Source organism: Actinoplanes missouriensis 431, assembly GCF_000284295.1.
Classification (GTDB): Bacteria; Actinomycetota; Actinomycetes; order Mycobacteriales; family Micromonosporaceae; genus Actinoplanes; species Actinoplanes missouriensis.
In genome coordinates this window covers 8,219,387-8,235,172 of sequence record NC_017093.1, presented here as the reverse complement: position 1 = coordinate 8,235,172, position 15,786 = coordinate 8,219,387, and the positions used below count along the sequence as shown (strand labels likewise).

Below are 15,786 nucleotides of genomic sequence, written 5' to 3'. Positions count from 1 at the left end.
CCATGACTACTCGCACCGCGTCCCGACCGATCGAGGCCACCATGACCGACCCGTCGCTTGGGTTGCCGACCATCACGATGGCGGTGCCCATGCCGGGTTTCCCGGCGCACCGGGAATTCGTTCTGGTGCGTCTCAACGACGAAGGACTGCTCTTCGCACTCACTTCCGTCGACAACCCGGAGTTGCGTTTCCTCGTCGCGCCGCCGGAGCCGTTCTTCCCGGAGTACGCGCCGGAGATCGAGAACCAGGTTTTCGCGGCACTGAACACGAAGGACCCGGACCGTCTGCTGCTGCTCACGGTCATCACCGCGGGCACCGAGGAAACCACGGCGAATCTGCTCGCGCCCATCGTGGTGGACCGCGACTCCATGCGCGCCATGCAGGTCGTCCTGAGTGGATCGGGCTACCCGGTCCGGGCGATCATGAATCGGAAGTTCTGATCCTCCTGAACAAGGCGCGGTCGCGTTTCCTTCGCGACCGCGCCTTTGCCATGCTGTCCGTTCCATGCTGTCGAAAGGACGGATGGTTGGAGGGGTGGATGGAGGAGGGCACCCGATGCTTGTGCTGACCCGCCGGGCAGGGGAAAGCGTGATGATCGGCGACGACGTCGTCATCACGGTTCTCGAGGCCCGTGGTGACGTCATCCGGCTGGGCATCCAGGCTCCTCGGGACGTGCAGGTCCATCGCGAAGAGGTCTATCGCGAGCTGCAGGACGCCAATCGGGAGGCCGCGTCGCCGACCGAGGACGCGGTCCACGCGCTGACCCGGATGCTCGAGAAGTCCGACCCGGACGAGTGATTTCGGCGGAGGCGGCGCCCACCGGGGCGCCGCCTCCGGCCGTTCCGGTCCGAGTTGCCCGATATCCGAGTTGCCCGTTATCCGAGTGCCCGTTATCCGAGTGCCAGGCCTCGGCTGCGGTAGAACGCGATCGGATCGACTGCGTTGGCGTGCGTGGCCGGCGCCGCGTTCACGTGCACCTCGAAGTGCAGGTGGGGTCCGGACGACGAGCCGGACGTACCGACGTACCCGATCTGCTGGCCCTTCGCCACCGCCTGACCGACCGTGACGGACGGGCGGCGGACCATGTGGCAGTACCGGGTCACGATGCCGCCGATGTGCTGCACCTCGGCGTACCAGCCGCAGCCGGAGAGGGTGCGGTTGCCGTCCACATCGCACGAACCGGCGGAGACGTTGCAGACCACCCGGATCACCGTGCCGGCAGCGGCGGCGACGATCGGGGTGTTGCGGGCCGCGGAGAGGTCGACGCCGTCGTGCGACGGGCGGGCGGTCGTGCGGAACCCGCTCACCAGGCTCGCGCCGACCGGCAGCCGCCAGCTCTCGCCGGCGAGCTTCTTCGGGATGGCCGGCGCCCGCTCGACGGGCGTTTCGGCGGGCGTCTCGGCGGCCGCGCATCGGGGGATGCCGGTGCTCGGGCGCACCACGTAGGCGTCCGAGACCCAGGAACCGTTCGCCAGGTGGTCCCAGAGGTTCGTGGTGCGTACCGTGCCGGTGATCTGCTGCGCCGCGGCCTGGCAGAGAATCCAGACCGTCCCGCCGTTCGCGACCGAGCCGACCCGCTCGGCGCCCGCCGACGGCGAGCGGCGCATGTTCAGAGGCGTGCTGCCGGTCTTCGCGGTGCCGGTGACCACCGCGACCTTCGCCGCAGCACCCGTCGCCGCGGCGGCGGGCGCTGCGGCCGCCGAGGTCAGCAGGCTCGCCAGGGCGGCGGCAGCGAGCACGGTACGGCCGGGATGTCGGACCTTCATGCGTTCCCTTCCTGCGTACGCGGGCGTGTGCGCGCGGTAGGGAAGAGCCTGCCCGGGTACGGGTACCGGCCGGAGTGCCCGACGGGTGCGACCCGGTTGCCGCAGGTGGGGGCCGATGACGCACCTCACCTGCACCGGCCGCTGACCCGGCCGACAACATCGCTCCCGCACTCTCATGGCAGACGGGAAGAACCCCGTCCTTGAAACGCGGGGAGCAAGCGTGGTGGTAGAGCGCGAGTCAGTCGTCGTCGGCGCACTGGATCTGACGGTGGATGCCCACGTGCACACCGGCTTCGCGTCCGGCCGGGACGCCGTCGGCGTGGTCGTCTCGGCCGCCGACCGGGCCGGTCTGCGCTCGCTGACCTTCGCCGATCAGGCCGGCCCGGAGACCGGCTGGCTCACCGCGTACGCCGACGCCGTCCGCCGTGCCCGGCACCGGACCGAACTGACGCTGCGGGTGGCCGCCGAGGTCGAGGTGATCCGCCCGGACGGCTGGCTGGCCCTGCCGTCCGACCTGGCCCAGCTGGACGCGCTGTCGGTCGCGGTCTCCGCGCTCCCGGTCGGCGGCGAGCTGCTGGACGCCCGGCAGCTGCGGTCGGCTCTCGACGCCGGCGCGCTCACCCCCGAGCAGGTCGCCGAGCAGCTCGTCGAGACCACGGTCAAGGGCATCGAGCGAGCCTCCCGGTACGTCCCGGCCCAGCTCGCCCGCCCGCTGGCGCTGCTCGCCCAGGCGGGTGTCGACGACGGCGTGGTCGGCCCGGAGATGGTCGCCGCGCTGGCGAGCGCCTGCCGGACCACCGGGACAGCCGTGGAGATCAGCGAGGCGTGGCGCAGCCCGTCCGCGCGCATGGTGAACGCGCTGCGCGACGCCGCCGTGACGCTGGTTCCCGCGAGTGACGCCCGGTACGCCGCCGAGGTGGGCCGCTGGCAGTACCTGCGTCGCGTCTGAGTAAAACTGAACACGACCAGTGCTCGTCTCCGTACGCTCTGTCATGCCAGCACTTCAGCATGGGAGAGTTGCGATGAGCATGGTTCAGCAGGCGATCGAGGTCAGTGCGCCGGTCCACACGGTGTACGAACAGCTCGCGGCGTTCGAGAACTACCCGCGTTTCATGACCGGGGTCCGGCAGGTGACGGCGATCGGCGCCGACCAGACCCACTGGATCATGGACGTGGACGGGAAGCGGCGCGAGTTCGACGCCCAGATCATCGAGCGATCGCCGGACGAGCGGGTCTCGTGGTCGACGATGGAAGGGCCACTGCTCGCGGAGACGCTCACGCTGCGGCCGATGGGCGAGACCAAGACCCAGATCGTGGCGCAACTGGAGGCGGACATCGCGTTCCTGATGCCGAGTGATCGGCACGGTCAGGAGTCGCTGAACCGCCGGCTCAAGGCCGACCTCACCACGTTCAAGGGGCTGGTCGAGAGCGGCGTGCTGGGCGGCCGCCCGATTCCGACCGGCGCCAGCACCAAGCAGATGACCGGACGCTCGTTCCTGGGCAACGCGGCCATGGCGAACCCCGCATCGCCGGCCTCGGTGGCCCAGCGCATCCGTAACCGCAACGCGTCCCAGCCGGCGCCCGGCCCCGGCGCAGGATGGGACACCGGCGCGGCGGACCTCGGCAACGCCGACCCGACCGGCACCCGGCTCACCGACAACCCGCTGCACAACACGCCGACCGCGGCGGACATGAGCGGGCTTCGGGCCGCGTCGCAGGAGACGGGCGGTGGCCGGCGGGTCGCCGGGCCCGGGCCGCTGAGTGGCGGGGTGGCCGGGAGCGCGCGGATGGGCGGTCACACCAGCAAGTCGGACATGTGGGGCGACGGGATGATAAATGAGGAAGAGCGAGGCAGTTAGCCCTCCTGCGCAGCGAAGGCCGGCCCTCGGGCCGGCCTTTTGTCGTCTCCGCGCTCACGCCGGTGCTCGCTCCAGGGTCACCAGCAGGCGGGCGCCCTGCGGCGTGGTGTGCTCGTAACGCACCGAGCCGCCGTTCGCCTCGACCAGGTGCCGGACGATGAAGAGACCCAGGCCGGCGCCCCGGATGAACCGGCCGAAGATGCCGGGCAGCACGTCGTCCGGGATGCCGGGACCGCTGTCCTGCACGACCAGGAGCACGCTGTCCGCATACCTGTCGGCCTTGACCAGGACCGGCGGGGAGCCGTGGGTCAGCGCGTTCTTCAGAAGGTTCTCCACGACGACCGTCAGATGCCCGCGGTCGGCCAGCGCGGTCAGATCCTCGTCGATGGTGATCTCGACGCCCCGGTCGCCGGCCATCGCGGCACTGACCGTGCGGACCACTTCGAGCAGCGGCACCGGTGCCCGCCGGGTGGTGACCGAGCCGGTGTCCAGCCGGAAGAGCAGCTGCAGGTCGTTCAGCATCTTGACCAGTCGCCGGGTGTTCTTGTCGATCTTCGTGGCCAGTTCCAGGCGTACGTCGTCCGGAAGGTCCGCCCAGTCCGCCGAGAGCAGCTCGGCGAGACTCGCGATCGAGCTGATCGGCTGCGCCACGTCGTGGGTCAGCATCGAGGTCAGGTCGTTCTTGAAGGCGAGCGCCGCGGCGAGCTGGGCGTTGCCCCGCTCGAGCTCGGCGGCGTGCTCGGTCAGCGCGTCCTCGGCGTGCTTGCGCTCGGCGATGTCGACGCAGGTGGCGACGTATCCGAGGGTCGTTCCGGCGGCGTCCGGGATGGCGGCCATCGTGGCGAGCACCGGCACGGCGGTGCCGTCGGCCCGGGGGATCGTCCAGTCGCCGCCGGATCCGGGTGGAGGAAGTGGCGGGGGATCGCGGGCCACGTCGTCGTCCGGGTACCCGGTCAGCTCCCGCCAGCGGCGGTTCACGTCGATGACCCGGTAGTTCGCGTCCAGCACCATCACTGCCTCGTTCATCGACTGCAGCAGGGAACTGGCGAAGTCGTCCCGATCGCGCACTTCAGTAGGGCCGGCGGGTGCGGACGCCGCGGCGCCGGTCGGGGTGTTCGCCGGCGCGGGCTCCGTGGTGCTGTTCGCGGGCGCGGGCTCCGTGGTGCTGTTCGCGGGCGCGGGCTCCGCCGCACCTTCCGGGGCTCGGAACAGGATCGTGCCGGCGATCAGCGCGGCCGGCAGGGCGGCGGCCGTCGCGGCCGGGAAGTCGCTGGCACCGGCGGCCGCGAGGGCGGCGGCGGCCAGGGCGAGCAGGGCAACGACAACGGTGCGGATCCGGCGCGCGCGGCCACCGGAAGCCGGAATCACCTGGACGAAGAGGGCGATCCCGGCCGGAACGAGCGCGACCGCCGGAGTGGGCAGCAGCCCCTCCGGCGGTACGCCATCGTCGAGCGTGCGCGTATCCAGGGCGCCGAGGACGGCGACCGTGATTCCGGCGCACCCGGCGATCAGCCGGGACAGCCTGCCCACGCCATGCGCAGCGATATGCACATATACCCCCAAGACGTGAGGGAAAGAGCATAACGCGGCGAACCTGTGCAGGCGGTTACTTGCCCGCCCAGCCGAAGCCTTCCTCGATGCGAATCTTGCGTCCGATCCGGCGGATGTCCGCGTCGTACCGGTTGGCGTGGTGGCCGCAGAACGCCAGGTCACCACCGCTGGCCAGCTCGACCTCCAGTTTGGCGGCCGCACCGCAGCGATCGCAGCGGTCGGTGAGCTCGCCTACGGTGTCGATCTCGGGCGACAGCAGAGTGGTCATATCGCTCTCCTTGCTGAGGTGGCGTGCAGCGGTCCTGACAGCAGGATTGTTCGGCCCGCCGCACGGTCGGCTTAGAGGTTCCCGGTGTGATCCCGGCCGATCGGAATCGGCCCGGACCGCGGCAACTACGGCGCACCCCGGCGGAACCCGGAAGTGCTCTCTTCTCTGTTCACCATTTCCCTCAAGTTGCTTACGGCATGCCCCCGGGCCGGAGCGAGACCGAGAGGATCACGCATGTTCGGTACCGCCGGCCGCCGGGCCGCCCGTCTCATCGCCGCCGCGACAGTCACCTTTTTCGGACTCACTGCGCCCGCCTCAGCCGTACCCGCGGCTGCCGTGCCTTCCGCGCCCGTCGGTGTGATCTCCGGAGCCGGGGTGGCAGGCGCTGTCCCCGGCAGCTACATCGTGGTCGTCAAGCCCGAGGCCGGCCCGGTTCCGCCGGCCGCCCGCGCGCTGGCCCGCGAGTACGGCGGAACGGTCGGCGCGAACTACCTCTCGACCGTACGCGGATTCCAGCTGCAAGCGACCGCGTTCCAGGCGGCTCGTCTCGCTGCGGACCCCGCCGTGGCGTACGTCGAGCAGGACGCCGTCATGAACACCACGGCCACCGCGGCGACCCCGTGGGGACTGGACCGGATCGACCAGCGGACCGCGAAGCTCTCCGGCACGTACCACTCGACCTCCGCGGCGGACGTCACCGCGTACGTGATCGACACCGGCATCCGGATCTCGCACGACGAGTTCGGCGGCCGGGCCCGCAACGGCTGGGACTTCGTCGGCGACGACAAGGTCGCCGAGGACTGCAACGGTCACGGCACGCACGTCGCAGGCACCATCGGCGGCGCGACGTACGGTGTCGCCAAGGATGTGCGGCTGGTCGCCCTCAAGGTGCTCGGCTGCTCCGGCTCCGGCAAGTTCTCCGACTTCATCGCGGCCGTCGACTGGGTCACCGCGAACGCGAAGCTGCCCGCCGTGGCGAACATGAGCCTGGGCGGGCCGGTCAGCAAGACACTCGACGCGGCGGTCAACCGGTCCATCGCCAAGGGCGTGACGTACGTGATCGCCGGCGGTAACGAGAACCGCAACGCGTGCAAGTCGTCGCCCGGTGGCACTCCCGACGCGATCACGGTCGGCGCGGTGGACAAAGCTGACAAGAGGGCTAAATTCTCGAACTACGGATCTTGTCTTGATCTGTTCGCGCCGGGCGTCAACATCAAGTCGGCCGGTAAGGGTTCGGACGGCGCCGTCAAGACGATGAGCGGCACCTCGATGGCGGCGCCGCATGCAGCCGGCGCGGCGGCGATGGTGCTCGGCACGCATCCCGGCTGGACGCCTCGTCAGGTGCGTGACGACCTGGTGGACAACTCGGTGTCGGGGCTGGTCCGCAACGCGGGTTCCGGTTCGCCGAACAAGATGCTGTACACGGGTCATCTCGGTTGATCCCGTCGACGCGTCCAGTCGTACGGGCGCGATAGGCAAAGCGCCGTACATCGGGCCCATCGGCCGATAGCGTGAGGAACGACCCCAGCCCCGAGGAGGAACGAATGTCCGAGGCGCCGGTCGCCGAGAAGCCGACCGTCCTGGTCGTCGACGACGAAGAGGATCTGCGCGACATCATGCGCCGCATGCTGGAGCGCCGTGGGTACGCGACGCTGGTGGCCGGTGATCACGAGGAGGCCATCTCGGTCTGCCGTGACCATCCGGAGATCGCGGCCCTGGTCACCGACCTCACCCTGCCCGGTATCGGCGGCGGCGAGCTGGCCGGCGCCGTCGGTGATCTCCGGCCGGGACTCGGCGTGGTCTTCATCTCCGGACTGCCCAAGGACATCGCCGTCACCAAGGGCCTGGTCGGCGAGGACGCCCTGCTGGTGAAGAAGCCGTTCACCGCGGACGCCCTGCTGGCGGCACTGAAGACGGTCCTCGCGTAGAGGCCGTCCCGAAAAACCGAGACGTAGCGGATCACGATCCGGGCCACGGCACCGTCAGCTCGCCCAGCCGCCACCGGCCCGGCCCGTCCAGCACCGGCCACCCCTCGGCACGCATCCGCCGTACCGTGGCGAGCCATCGCTGCCGCGGCCCGAACGGGGTGGCCTCGGTCTCCCACGCGCGCCCGAGAGCCCGCAGCAACTCGTGCACCGGATGACCCGGCACGTTGTGGTGGATCAGCGCCTTGGGCAGGCGTTCCGCGAAGACCTCCGGATGCTCCAGCGACGCCAGCCGGGCCGACAGGGTCAGCGTGCGCGGCGTGCCCGCTTCGACGACCGCCCAGGTCGCGATCCGGCCCAGCTCGTCACAGGTGCCCTCGATCAGCAGCGCGCCGCCGGCGGTCATCGTCCGCCAGGCGGCGGTCACCTCCTCCTCGGCGTACTGCCGCAGCACGTTGAACGCGCGCACCACGTCCGGACTCAACCCGGCCAGCTCGAATCCACCCCTCCGGAACACCAGGTGGGGTGGATCGGCGAACGGCTGAGCGTCGGTCACCCGTACCGGATCGATCTCCAGACCGACCACCGTGACGTCCGCACGAACCGCGGCCACCAGGCGGTCGCGGAGCTCCACCGCGGTGACCGGAGTCGCGCCATAGCCCAGGTCGACGACGAGCGGCTGCGCCGCTTCGATCAAAACCGGACCGCACCGGTACGCCATGAAGTTGTCGACGCGACGCAGCCGGTTGGGATTGGTCGTCCCCCGGGTGATCGCCCCGACCGGTTTCCGCGGTGGCGGAGACGCCACTACTTCTCCCGGTGCACCTTGTGCTGGGCGGCCTGCGCGATCGGCCGCACCACCAGCCGGTCGATGTTGACGTGGTGCGGGCGGGTCGCCGCGAACGCCACGATGTCCGCGATGTCGTCGGCCACCAGCGGCTCCTTGACCCCGGCGTAGACGGCGTCTGCCTTGTCCCGGTCGCCGCCGAAGCGCTTCAGGGCGAACTCGTCGGTGCGGACCATCCCCGGGTCGATCTCGACGACCCGGACCGGCTTGCCGGCGAGTTCCAGGCGCAGCGTCCCGACCAGGGCGGTCTGCGCGTGCTTGGCCGCCGTGTAGCCACCGCCACCCTCGTAGACCACGAACGACGCGGTCGAGCCGATCGTCACGATCGTGCCCGCTCCGCTGGCCTCCAGCGCGGGCAGCAGCGCCTTGCTGACCCGCAGGGTGCCGAGCACGTTGACGTCGTACATCCACTGCCAGTCGTCGACCGAGCCGTCCGCCACGTAGTCACCGCCACGGGCGCCGCCGGCGTTGTTGACCAGCAGGGTGAGCGGGGCGCCGAGGCCGGCCACCGTCTCGGCCAGCCGGGCCACCGAGTCGTCCGACGTCACGTCGCAGCTCACGGCTGTCGCGTTCGGGCCGATCTCGGCGACCAGCGCCTCCAGCCGGTCGGTCCGCCGGGCCACGGCGACCACATGGAATCCCTCGGTGGCGAGGCGGCGTGCGGTGGCGGCGCCGATGCCGCTGGAAGCCCCGGTGACGACTGCGATGTTCTGCATGAACCGATCTTCCCCCAATGACTTGGATCACCCTCGCTCGGCTGCATGGTGGTTCACGCTCCGCCGATGGGGAAGATGAACGTTGGCGCAACAAGTTTTCACACCGTTCTCAGGTAAGAAGCGGAGGGAGCCAACGTGGTTGAGCTGACGATGCCCGGCTCGCGGCCCGCCCCTCGCCGGATTGCCACACTTTCGGTGCACACGTCCCCGCTGGAGCAGCCAGGCACCGGCGACGCCGGCGGGATGAACGTGTACATAGTGGAATCCTCGAAACGCCTGGCGGCGCGGGGTGTCGAGGTGGAGATCTTCACCCGGGCCACCGGGAGCGGGCTGCCTCCGCTGGTGGAGATGTCACCCGGAGTGTTCGTCCGGCATGTCACCGCCGGACCGTTCGAGGGTCTCGACAAGGAGGAGCTGCCGTCGCAGCTCTGCGCCTTCGCGAACGGCGTGCTCCGGGCCGAAGCGGCGCACCCGCCCGGCTACTACGACCTGATCCACTCGCACTACTGGCTCTCCGGCCAGGTGGGCTGGCTCGCCCGGGAGCGCTGGGGTGTGCCACATGTGCACACCGCGCACACCCTCGCCAAGGTGAAGAACAAGTTCATCGCGGCCGGCGACCGCCCGGAGCCCCGGGCCCGGCTGATCGGCGAGGAGCAGGTCATCGCCGAGTCCGACCGGCTGGTCGCGAACACGCGTTTCGAGGCCCAGGACCTGATCGGCCACTACGACGCCGACCCGGACCGGGTCAGCGTGGTGCAGCCCGGCGTCGACCTGCAGCGGTTCCGGCCGGGCGTCGCCGACCGGGCCCGGTTCGGTCTGCCCGAGCGCGGCCGGATCATCGCGTTCGTCGGCCGGATCCAGCCGCTCAAGGCGCCCGACGTGCTGATCTCCGCGCTCGCCGCGATGCGCGAGCAGGGGGTCGAAGACGTGACGGTGGTGATCTGCGGCGGGCCCAGCGGCAGCGGTCTGGACCGGCCGTCCTCACTGATCGAGCTGGCGTCCTCGCTCGGCGTCTCGGACTCGGTGGTGTTCCTGCCGCCGCAGACCGGTGACGGCCTGGCCGCGCTCTACCGGGCCGCCGACCTGGTCGCCGTCCCGTCGTACAACGAGTCGTTCGGGCTGGTGGCGCTCGAGGCGCAGGCCTGCGGCACCCCGGTCGTGGCGGCGGCGGTCGGTGGCCTGGTCACCGCGGTCCAGGACGGGATCAGCGGCGTGCTCGTCGACGGGCACGACCCCCGGGACTGGGCGCGGGTGCTGGAGCGGCTCCTGGACGCGCCGGCGTTCCGGCACCGGCTGGCCGCCGGAGCGGCCGCCCACGCCTCCCAGTTCTCCTGGGATCGCACTGCGGACAACCTGTTGCGGGTCTACCGTGACGCGGTGACCGAACACCGGGCGCTGATCGCGGCACGGCTGGAGGGGGCGACGTACGCATGGTGACGAAGCTGATCGAGCAGGTGCTCGCCGACCGCGAGCTGGACTGGGAGCCGACCGGCGAGTCGTCCTATGTGGTCACGCTGCCCGGCGTCCACAAGCTGAAGACCGCCTGCAACCTGATCGTCGGCGAGCACTCGCTGCGGATCGAGGCGTTCGTGATGCGCCGCCCCGACGAGCGTCACGAGGATCTCTGGGCCTGGCTGCTGCGGCGCAACGCCCGGATGTACGGCGTCGCGTTCTCGATCGACGCCGCCGGCGACGTCTACCTGACCGGGCGGGTCTCGCTCAACGGTCTCGACGCCGACGAACTGGACCGGATCCTCGGGTCGGTGCTGACGTACGCCGACGAGTCGTTCGACACGATGCTGGAGATCGGTTTCGGCTCGTCGATCCGCCGCGAATGGGAGTGGCGGATCAAGCGCGGCGAGTCCGTCGCCAACCTCCAGGCCTTCAAGCACCTGGCCGAGCCGCCTGGCGGCGATACGCCCGCTTAGCGCTGCACTCTCCTCGGCGCCGGCTTGCCGAACGTGGACACGCGACTGGCTGCCCGCCGGCCGAGTTCCGGCGCGGCGACCACGGCGCGACGCTGTCGATCGGGCCGGCGCCGTAACCGTTCACGAGCGGATAGATGCGCCGGACCCTGAAGTTGATCTATGCATGCTCTATCAGGTGTTCTCTGCGGCTGGGCATTGAGGTAGTGAATTTCCCCGATACTTAGCGCACCGGAAGAGTGATTGGCGGATCGTCCGATCGGTTGGTTGTTGGTTCGTGTGACGGTCGGAACACATGTCGACACGGAAACGGGTTGTGAGGCTTGACTGCCCCAACTAGCGTGGTCGATGGACGCCGAACCGTCAGTTCGGGGAACGGGTCGATCAGCAATGATCGCCGCGGATCGGCGTTTGGGGACGGGTGGCATGAGCCGTTGGGGGACGGCGCGACCCGAGACCGGCGGTTAGTGCGGGCGGCGCCTATGGGGATGGGTGTCGTCCGCCGCCGCCGGTGCTTTTGTTTATGCCCCGTTCACATGTTATCGCCGGCTGAGTTTCGGGTAATAAAGACTGTCCGATGTGTTCAGTGGGCCTTCAGGCGGTCGCTGTCGCGGCCAATTCCCGATCGGCGAGCGCGATCTCTTCCGCACGCCTCTGCGCGGTCCTGCGGGCACGCGCCGGGCCGGAGAGAAGTTGTCCCACCGCGGCGATCGCGCAAAGTCCGAAACAGCCCACCCACAGCACCGCATCGCCGCCCTTCTGCAGCAGCAGGCCGCCGAGAATCGGGGCGAGGGCCGTTCCGATCGACCAGGTGAGCGAGTTCAATCCCTGGTAACGGCCGCGGAGATGGGGTGGCGAGAGCGCCGCGACGGTGGCCGCGTTGCTGGGGGACTGGAGCATCTCGCCGAGCGTCCAGACGATGACCGTGAGCGCGAAAACCCAGGCGGTGTCGGCGACCGCGACCAGCCCGAACCCGATGCCGATGATCAGCGCGGCGAGCGCGAGGACCCGGGCGCTGTCCCTGCCCTCGATCAGCTTGGGCACGAAAAGCTGGCCGAGAACGATCAGCACACCGTTGACCGCGATCACCGCGCCGTAGGTGGCGGCCGTGAGCCCGTCGGCCAGCATCGTGAGCGGCAGCGTCGACGTGTGCTGCAGGATGACCAGCACCGACGCGAGGCTGAGCAGCAGATAGACGAGGAACACCCGGTCGCGCAGGGCGGTGCCCATGCCGCCGGCCGGGACGGCGACCCCGGAGGTACGGGTCCGCGCCGGCCTCGTCTCGGCCAGGAAGATCGCCGTGATGATCGCGGTGAGGCAGGTCGTCCCCGCGTCGACCACGAAGAGCAGCAGGTAGTCGAACTGCGCCGCGAACCCGGCCGCGACCGCCGCCAGCGCGAAGCCCAGGTTGATCGCCCAGTAGTTCAGCGAGTACGCCCGTACCCGATCGTGCTCGGGAACGACGTCGACCATCATCGCGGAGAACGCCGGTCGGACGCCTTCGGCGAACATGCCCAGCAGGAACGTCACGGCGGCGATCTGCCAGTACGAGTGCGCGAACCCGAGCGTGAGCATCAGCGCCGAGGCGCCGAACTGCGCGGTCAGCATGGTGGGCCGGCGTCCCCAGCGGTCGGCCAGGACGCCGCCGGTCATCGTGCCGATCGCGCCGCCGACGCCGTAACAGCCGAGGACCAGACCGGCCTGGCTCTGGGTGAAGTGCCTGTCGCTGGTCAGGTAGATGCTGAGGAACAGCACCACGAACGAGCCGAGCCGGTTGATCAGCGTCCCGGTCCAGAGGAACCAGAACTGCCGGGGCAGGCCGCCGACGGCCTGACGCAACCAACCTGACACGACGCCCCCGTAAGTAGTGATCTAGCTCTGCTCCCTTACAACCTAGGAGGCGGCGCAACCGACTTTCCAGCCCTCGTGATCTGTGAGACACCGGCTGGGGGGAAGATGAGGGCATGACTGGAACCCTGGTGCTGCTGCGACACGGCAACAGCGAGTGGAACGCCAAGAACCTCTTCACCGGCTGGGTCGACGTGGACCTGGACGCCAAGGGTGAGGACGAGGCCCGTCGTGGTGGCGAGCTGCTCAAGGAGCAGAACGTGCTGCCCGACGTGGTGCACACCAGCCTTCTCCGTCGCGCGATCCGGACCAGCGAGATCGCGCTGCACCTCACCGACCGTCACTGGATCCCGGTGAAGCGCTCGTGGCGGCTGAACGAACGCCACTACGGCGCGTTGCAGGGCAAGGACAAGAAGCAGACCCTCGAGGCGTACGGCGAGGAGCAGTTCATGCTCTGGCGCCGGTCGTACGACGTGCCCCCGCCCCCGATCGAGGACGACTCCGAGTTCTCCCAGTTCGGTGACGCGCGGTACGCCAACCTCCCGCCCGAGCTGCTGCCGAAGGCGGAGTGCCTGAAGGACGTCCTGGAGCGGGCCCTGCCCTACTGGTACGACGAGATCGTCCCGGACCTGCGCGCCGGCAAGACGGTCCTGGTCGCCGCGCACGGCAACTCGCTGCGCGCGATCGTGAAGCACCTGGACCAGGTCTCGGACTCCGCGATCGCCAAGCTGAACATCCCGACCGGCATCCCGCTGCGCTACGACCTGGACGACAACCTGCGCCCGACCAACCCGGGCGGCGAGTACCTCGACCCGGTCGCCGCGAAGGAAGCCGCCGCCGCGGTGGCGAACCAGGGCAAGAAGTAAGGACGAACGACGAGGGCCGGGACACCCCCGTGGTGTCCCGGCCCTCGGATCCGCCGCCGTGCGAAGGCGCGGATCGATTCAGTTCTGCACGGCCGGGGTTTCTCCCGTGACCAGGTAGATCACGTGCTCGCCGATGTTCACGGCGTGGTCGGCGTACCGCTCGTAGAACCGGCCGAGCAGCGCGCCGTCGATGGCGGTCTCCGCGCCGTACGGCCAGTCGTCGGCCAGCATGATCTTGAAGAGGTGCCGCTCGGCGTCGTCGATCGCGTCGTCGTCCGACTCGAGTTCGGCGGCGAGCGCCACGTCGGGCTTGCCGAGCAGCGTGATCAGCTTCTCGGCCATCCGGTCGGACACGTCCGCCATCTGCTGGAACGTCGGGCGCAGCTCGGCCGGCACGGCCGGCGACGGGTGCCGGCGGGCGGCGGTCTTCGCCACGTGCTCGGCCAGGTCGCCCATCCGCTCCAGGTCGGCGGAGATGTGCAGGGCGGTGATCACTCGCCGCAGGTCGCTCGCGACCGGCGCCTGCCGGGCGATGGTGTCGGCGACCTTGATCTCCACCTGCTCGTAGATCTTGTCGACGTCCGCGTCCCGCTCGATCACGGCCTCGGCGGCCTTGAGGTCGGCGGTCAGCAGCGCGGTCGTCGCCTTGCGCAGCGCGGCGCGGACCGCCTCTGCCATGGTCACCAAAAGACGGCCCACCTCGACGAGGTCGGCCTGGTACTCCTCGCGCATGTCTGTATCCCGGTGCTCCTCAGGGCCGGCCCGAGATTCGGGCGGCCGGTTGTCATGCCCCACGCTATGGGTGACCGGCGGCGCGAACGTGAACAGCGGTGAACGACGCCAGGCGTAGTGGTGAACATTATTCGACGTCGGCCCGATTTGTACTTTTGGCCCTGTAGCGCAGGTAAACAATGACCCTACGATCGCAGCGTGGAATGGAAGTACGCCGTCGGCCTCATCCTGCTCGCGCTCGCCGTCGGTGTGGGGGCGGGTCTGGTTCTGGCCCGGGTCCGCCGGCAAGGCGAGACGGACCCGAAAGGGCCGCTGGAGGGGAGCGCCGCCATCGAACCGGACGATGACCGCCCGGCAGGTAAGAACGGGATGAAAGGGCTCGGCCGGAAGAGTCTCGACTCACTGCGGGTCGGTGTCGTCGTGCTCGACTCGGACGATCACCCCGTGCTGGTGAACCCGGCGGCGCGGGCGATGGGTCTGCTGCGCTCCGGCGGGGCGCCCGGCACGATCGCCGCGCATCCCATTCTCCGTACCCTGGCGGGGCAGGTGCGACGCACAGGCGTGCGTCGCGAGGTGGAGCTCGACCTGCCGCGAGGCCGCGCCGGTGGCACGCAGGCCCCGCTCGGACTGCACCTGCGCGCCGTCGCTCTCAACTCCACGCACGTCGCGGTCGAGGCCGCCGACGTGACCGAGTCGCACCGGCTGGCCCGCGTCCGCCGCGACTTCGTGGCGAACGTGAGCCACGAGCTGAAGACCCCGATCGGCGCCCTGCAGCTGCTGGCCGAGGCGCTGCTGGACGCCACCCAGCTGCCCGATTCGGCGCCCGAGGCGCAGTCCGAGGACCTGATCGCGGCGCGCCGGTTCGCCGAGCGCATCCACCACGAGTCGGCCCGGATGGGCCGGCTGGTCAGCGAGTTGCTGGAGCTCAGCCGCCTGCAGGGGGCCGAGCCGCTGCCGGACCCGGAGCCGGTTCCGCTGGACTGGGTGATCGCCGAGGTGGTGGACCGGACCCGCACCACGTCGTCGGCCAAGAACATCGAGGTCGTCTACGACGGCCCCAAGGGCGCCATGGCGTACGGCAACGACAGCCAGATCGCCACCGCCGTCACCAATCTCGTCGAGAACGCGATCGCGTACTCCGGCGAGGACACCAAGGTCTCGCTCACCATGCGGCAGAGCGACGACTGGATCGAGATCGACGTCGCCGATCAGGGCATCGGCATCGCTCCGCAGGACGTCGACCGGATCTTCGAACGGTTCTACCGTGCTGATCAGGCACGGTCCCGCTCCACCGGTGGCACCGGCCTCGGCCTGGCCATCGTCAAGCACATCGCCACCAACCACGGTGGCCGTGTCGACGTCACCAGCGCCCTCGGCGACGGCTCTACGTTCACCCTGCGCCTACCTGCGCGTCCCCCGGAAGCCCCCTCGCCGTCACCGACGGCGATTGAGATCGAGTCTGGTGTGGCCGGGCGCTGAGTCC

General features: G+C 69.9%; 17 protein-coding genes. 10 read left to right on the top strand and 7 right to left on the bottom strand.

Annotated features, from left to right (window positions below; translation table 11 throughout):
• The first annotated feature begins 2 nt into the window (after nt 1–2).
• Together fliW and csrA are read left to right on the top strand one after the other, a co-directional pair.
• Entirely contained in the window at nt 3–440 is a 438-nt protein-coding gene (gene fliW / locus AMIS_RS37565) for a flagellar assembly protein FliW (protein WP_041830310.1), read from the top strand.
• Nucleotides 441–555: 115 nt separating this feature from the next.
• Nucleotides 556–798 (top strand): carbon storage regulator CsrA, encoded by a 243-nt coding sequence (gene csrA / locus AMIS_RS44790; RefSeq protein ID WP_014447717.1) that lies wholly within the window; start codon nt 556–558, stop codon nt 796–798.
• A 92-nt stretch (nt 799–890) separates the two neighbouring features.
• Here the strand turns inward: csrA and AMIS_RS44785 are convergent, their stop codons facing one another.
• Complete coding sequence (locus tag AMIS_RS44785; protein WP_014447716.1) at nt 891–1,766, bottom strand: peptidoglycan DD-metalloendopeptidase family protein; 876 nt, start codon at nt 1,764–1,766, stop codon at nt 891–893.
• Between the two features lie 220 nt (nt 1,767–1,986).
• Between AMIS_RS44785 and AMIS_RS37550 the strand changes: the two genes are divergently transcribed.
• Both AMIS_RS37550 and AMIS_RS37545 read left to right on the top strand, forming a co-directional pair.
• Nucleotides 1,987–2,715, top strand: a complete 729-nt coding sequence (locus AMIS_RS37550; RefSeq protein ID WP_014447715.1) for a hypothetical protein — start codon at nt 1,987–1,989, stop codon at nt 2,713–2,715.
• Nucleotides 2,716–2,788: 73 nt separating this feature from the next.
• On the top strand, nt 2,789–3,625 hold the full coding sequence (locus tag AMIS_RS37545) for an SRPBCC family protein (RefSeq protein WP_157435198.1): 837 nt from the start codon (nt 2,789–2,791) through the stop codon (nt 3,623–3,625).
• Nucleotides 3,626–3,679: 54 nt separating this feature from the next.
• On the opposite strand, the gene AMIS_RS37540 is transcribed toward AMIS_RS37545, so the two are convergent.
• Together AMIS_RS37540 and AMIS_RS37535 are read right to left on the bottom strand one after the other, a co-directional pair.
• On the bottom strand, nt 3,680–5,155 hold the full coding sequence (locus AMIS_RS37540) for a PAS domain-containing sensor histidine kinase (protein WP_014447713.1): 1,476 nt from the start codon (nt 5,153–5,155) through the stop codon (nt 3,680–3,682).
• 76 nt (nt 5,156–5,231) lie between these two features.
• Nucleotides 5,232–5,444: a DUF7455 domain-containing protein gene (locus AMIS_RS37535; RefSeq protein WP_014447712.1), complete on the bottom strand. Its 213-nt coding sequence runs from the start codon at nt 5,442–5,444 to the stop codon at nt 5,232–5,234.
• 375 nt (nt 5,445–5,819) lie between these two features.
• Between AMIS_RS37535 and AMIS_RS37530 the strand changes: the two genes are divergently transcribed.
• Together AMIS_RS37530 and AMIS_RS37525 are read left to right on the top strand one after the other, a co-directional pair.
• Nucleotides 5,820–6,884: a S8 family peptidase gene (locus tag AMIS_RS37530; protein ID WP_231859169.1), complete on the top strand. Its 1,065-nt coding sequence runs from the start codon at nt 5,820–5,822 to the stop codon at nt 6,882–6,884.
• Between the two features lie 104 nt (nt 6,885–6,988).
• Nucleotides 6,989–7,372: a response regulator gene (locus tag AMIS_RS37525; RefSeq protein WP_041830309.1), complete on the top strand. Its 384-nt coding sequence runs from the start codon at nt 6,989–6,991 to the stop codon at nt 7,370–7,372.
• A 31-nt stretch (nt 7,373–7,403) separates the two neighbouring features.
• Here the strand turns inward: AMIS_RS37525 and AMIS_RS37520 are convergent, their stop codons facing one another.
• Both AMIS_RS37520 and AMIS_RS37515 read right to left on the bottom strand, forming a co-directional pair.
• Nucleotides 7,404–8,177 carry a hypothetical protein gene (locus AMIS_RS37520; protein ID WP_014447709.1) on the bottom strand — a complete coding sequence of 258 codons (774 nt, stop codon included), beginning with the start codon at nt 8,175–8,177 and terminating at the stop codon, nt 7,404–7,406.
• The gene (locus AMIS_RS37515) at nt 8,177–8,932 is read right to left on the bottom strand and encodes an SDR family oxidoreductase (protein ID WP_014447708.1); all 756 of its coding nucleotides are present in this window, start codon (nt 8,930–8,932) and stop codon (nt 8,177–8,179) included. Before AMIS_RS37515 ends, AMIS_RS37520 begins: the two co-directional genes overlap by 1 nt.
• A gap of 150 nt (nt 8,933–9,082) precedes the next feature.
• Here AMIS_RS37515 and mshA point away from each other — a divergent pair, with 150 nt between their 5' ends.
• Both mshA and AMIS_RS37505 read left to right on the top strand, forming a co-directional pair.
• The gene (gene mshA / locus AMIS_RS37510) at nt 9,083–10,369 is read left to right on the top strand and encodes a D-inositol-3-phosphate glycosyltransferase (RefSeq protein WP_014447707.1); all 1,287 of its coding nucleotides are present in this window, start codon (nt 9,083–9,085) and stop codon (nt 10,367–10,369) included.
• Nucleotides 10,363–10,860, top strand: a complete 498-nt coding sequence (locus tag AMIS_RS37505) for a type III secretion system chaperone family protein (RefSeq protein ID WP_014447706.1) — start codon at nt 10,363–10,365, stop codon at nt 10,858–10,860. Before mshA ends, AMIS_RS37505 begins: the two co-directional genes overlap by 7 nt.
• A gap of 591 nt (nt 10,861–11,451) precedes the next feature.
• Here AMIS_RS37505 and AMIS_RS37500 read toward each other — a convergent pair.
• Nucleotides 11,452–12,708: an MDR family MFS transporter gene (locus AMIS_RS37500; protein WP_014447705.1), complete on the bottom strand. Its 1,257-nt coding sequence runs from the start codon at nt 12,706–12,708 to the stop codon at nt 11,452–11,454.
• Between the two features lie 113 nt (nt 12,709–12,821).
• On the opposite strand from AMIS_RS37500, the gene AMIS_RS37495 reads away from it, so the two are divergent.
• A complete protein-coding gene (locus tag AMIS_RS37495; protein ID WP_014447704.1) occupies nt 12,822–13,571 on the top strand; it encodes a phosphoglyceromutase in 750 nt (249 codons plus the stop codon).
• Between the two features lie 78 nt (nt 13,572–13,649).
• Here the strand turns inward: AMIS_RS37495 and phoU are convergent, their stop codons facing one another.
• Complete coding sequence (phoU, locus tag AMIS_RS37490) at nt 13,650–14,303, bottom strand: phosphate signaling complex protein PhoU (RefSeq protein WP_014447703.1); 654 nt, start codon at nt 14,301–14,303, stop codon at nt 13,650–13,652.
• A gap of 198 nt (nt 14,304–14,501) precedes the next feature.
• Here phoU and AMIS_RS37485 point away from each other — a divergent pair, with 198 nt between their 5' ends.
• Nucleotides 14,502–15,782 (top strand): sensor histidine kinase, encoded by a 1,281-nt coding sequence (locus tag AMIS_RS37485; RefSeq protein WP_014447702.1) that lies wholly within the window; start codon nt 14,502–14,504, stop codon nt 15,780–15,782.
• Nucleotides 15,783–15,786 lie beyond the last annotated feature (4 nt).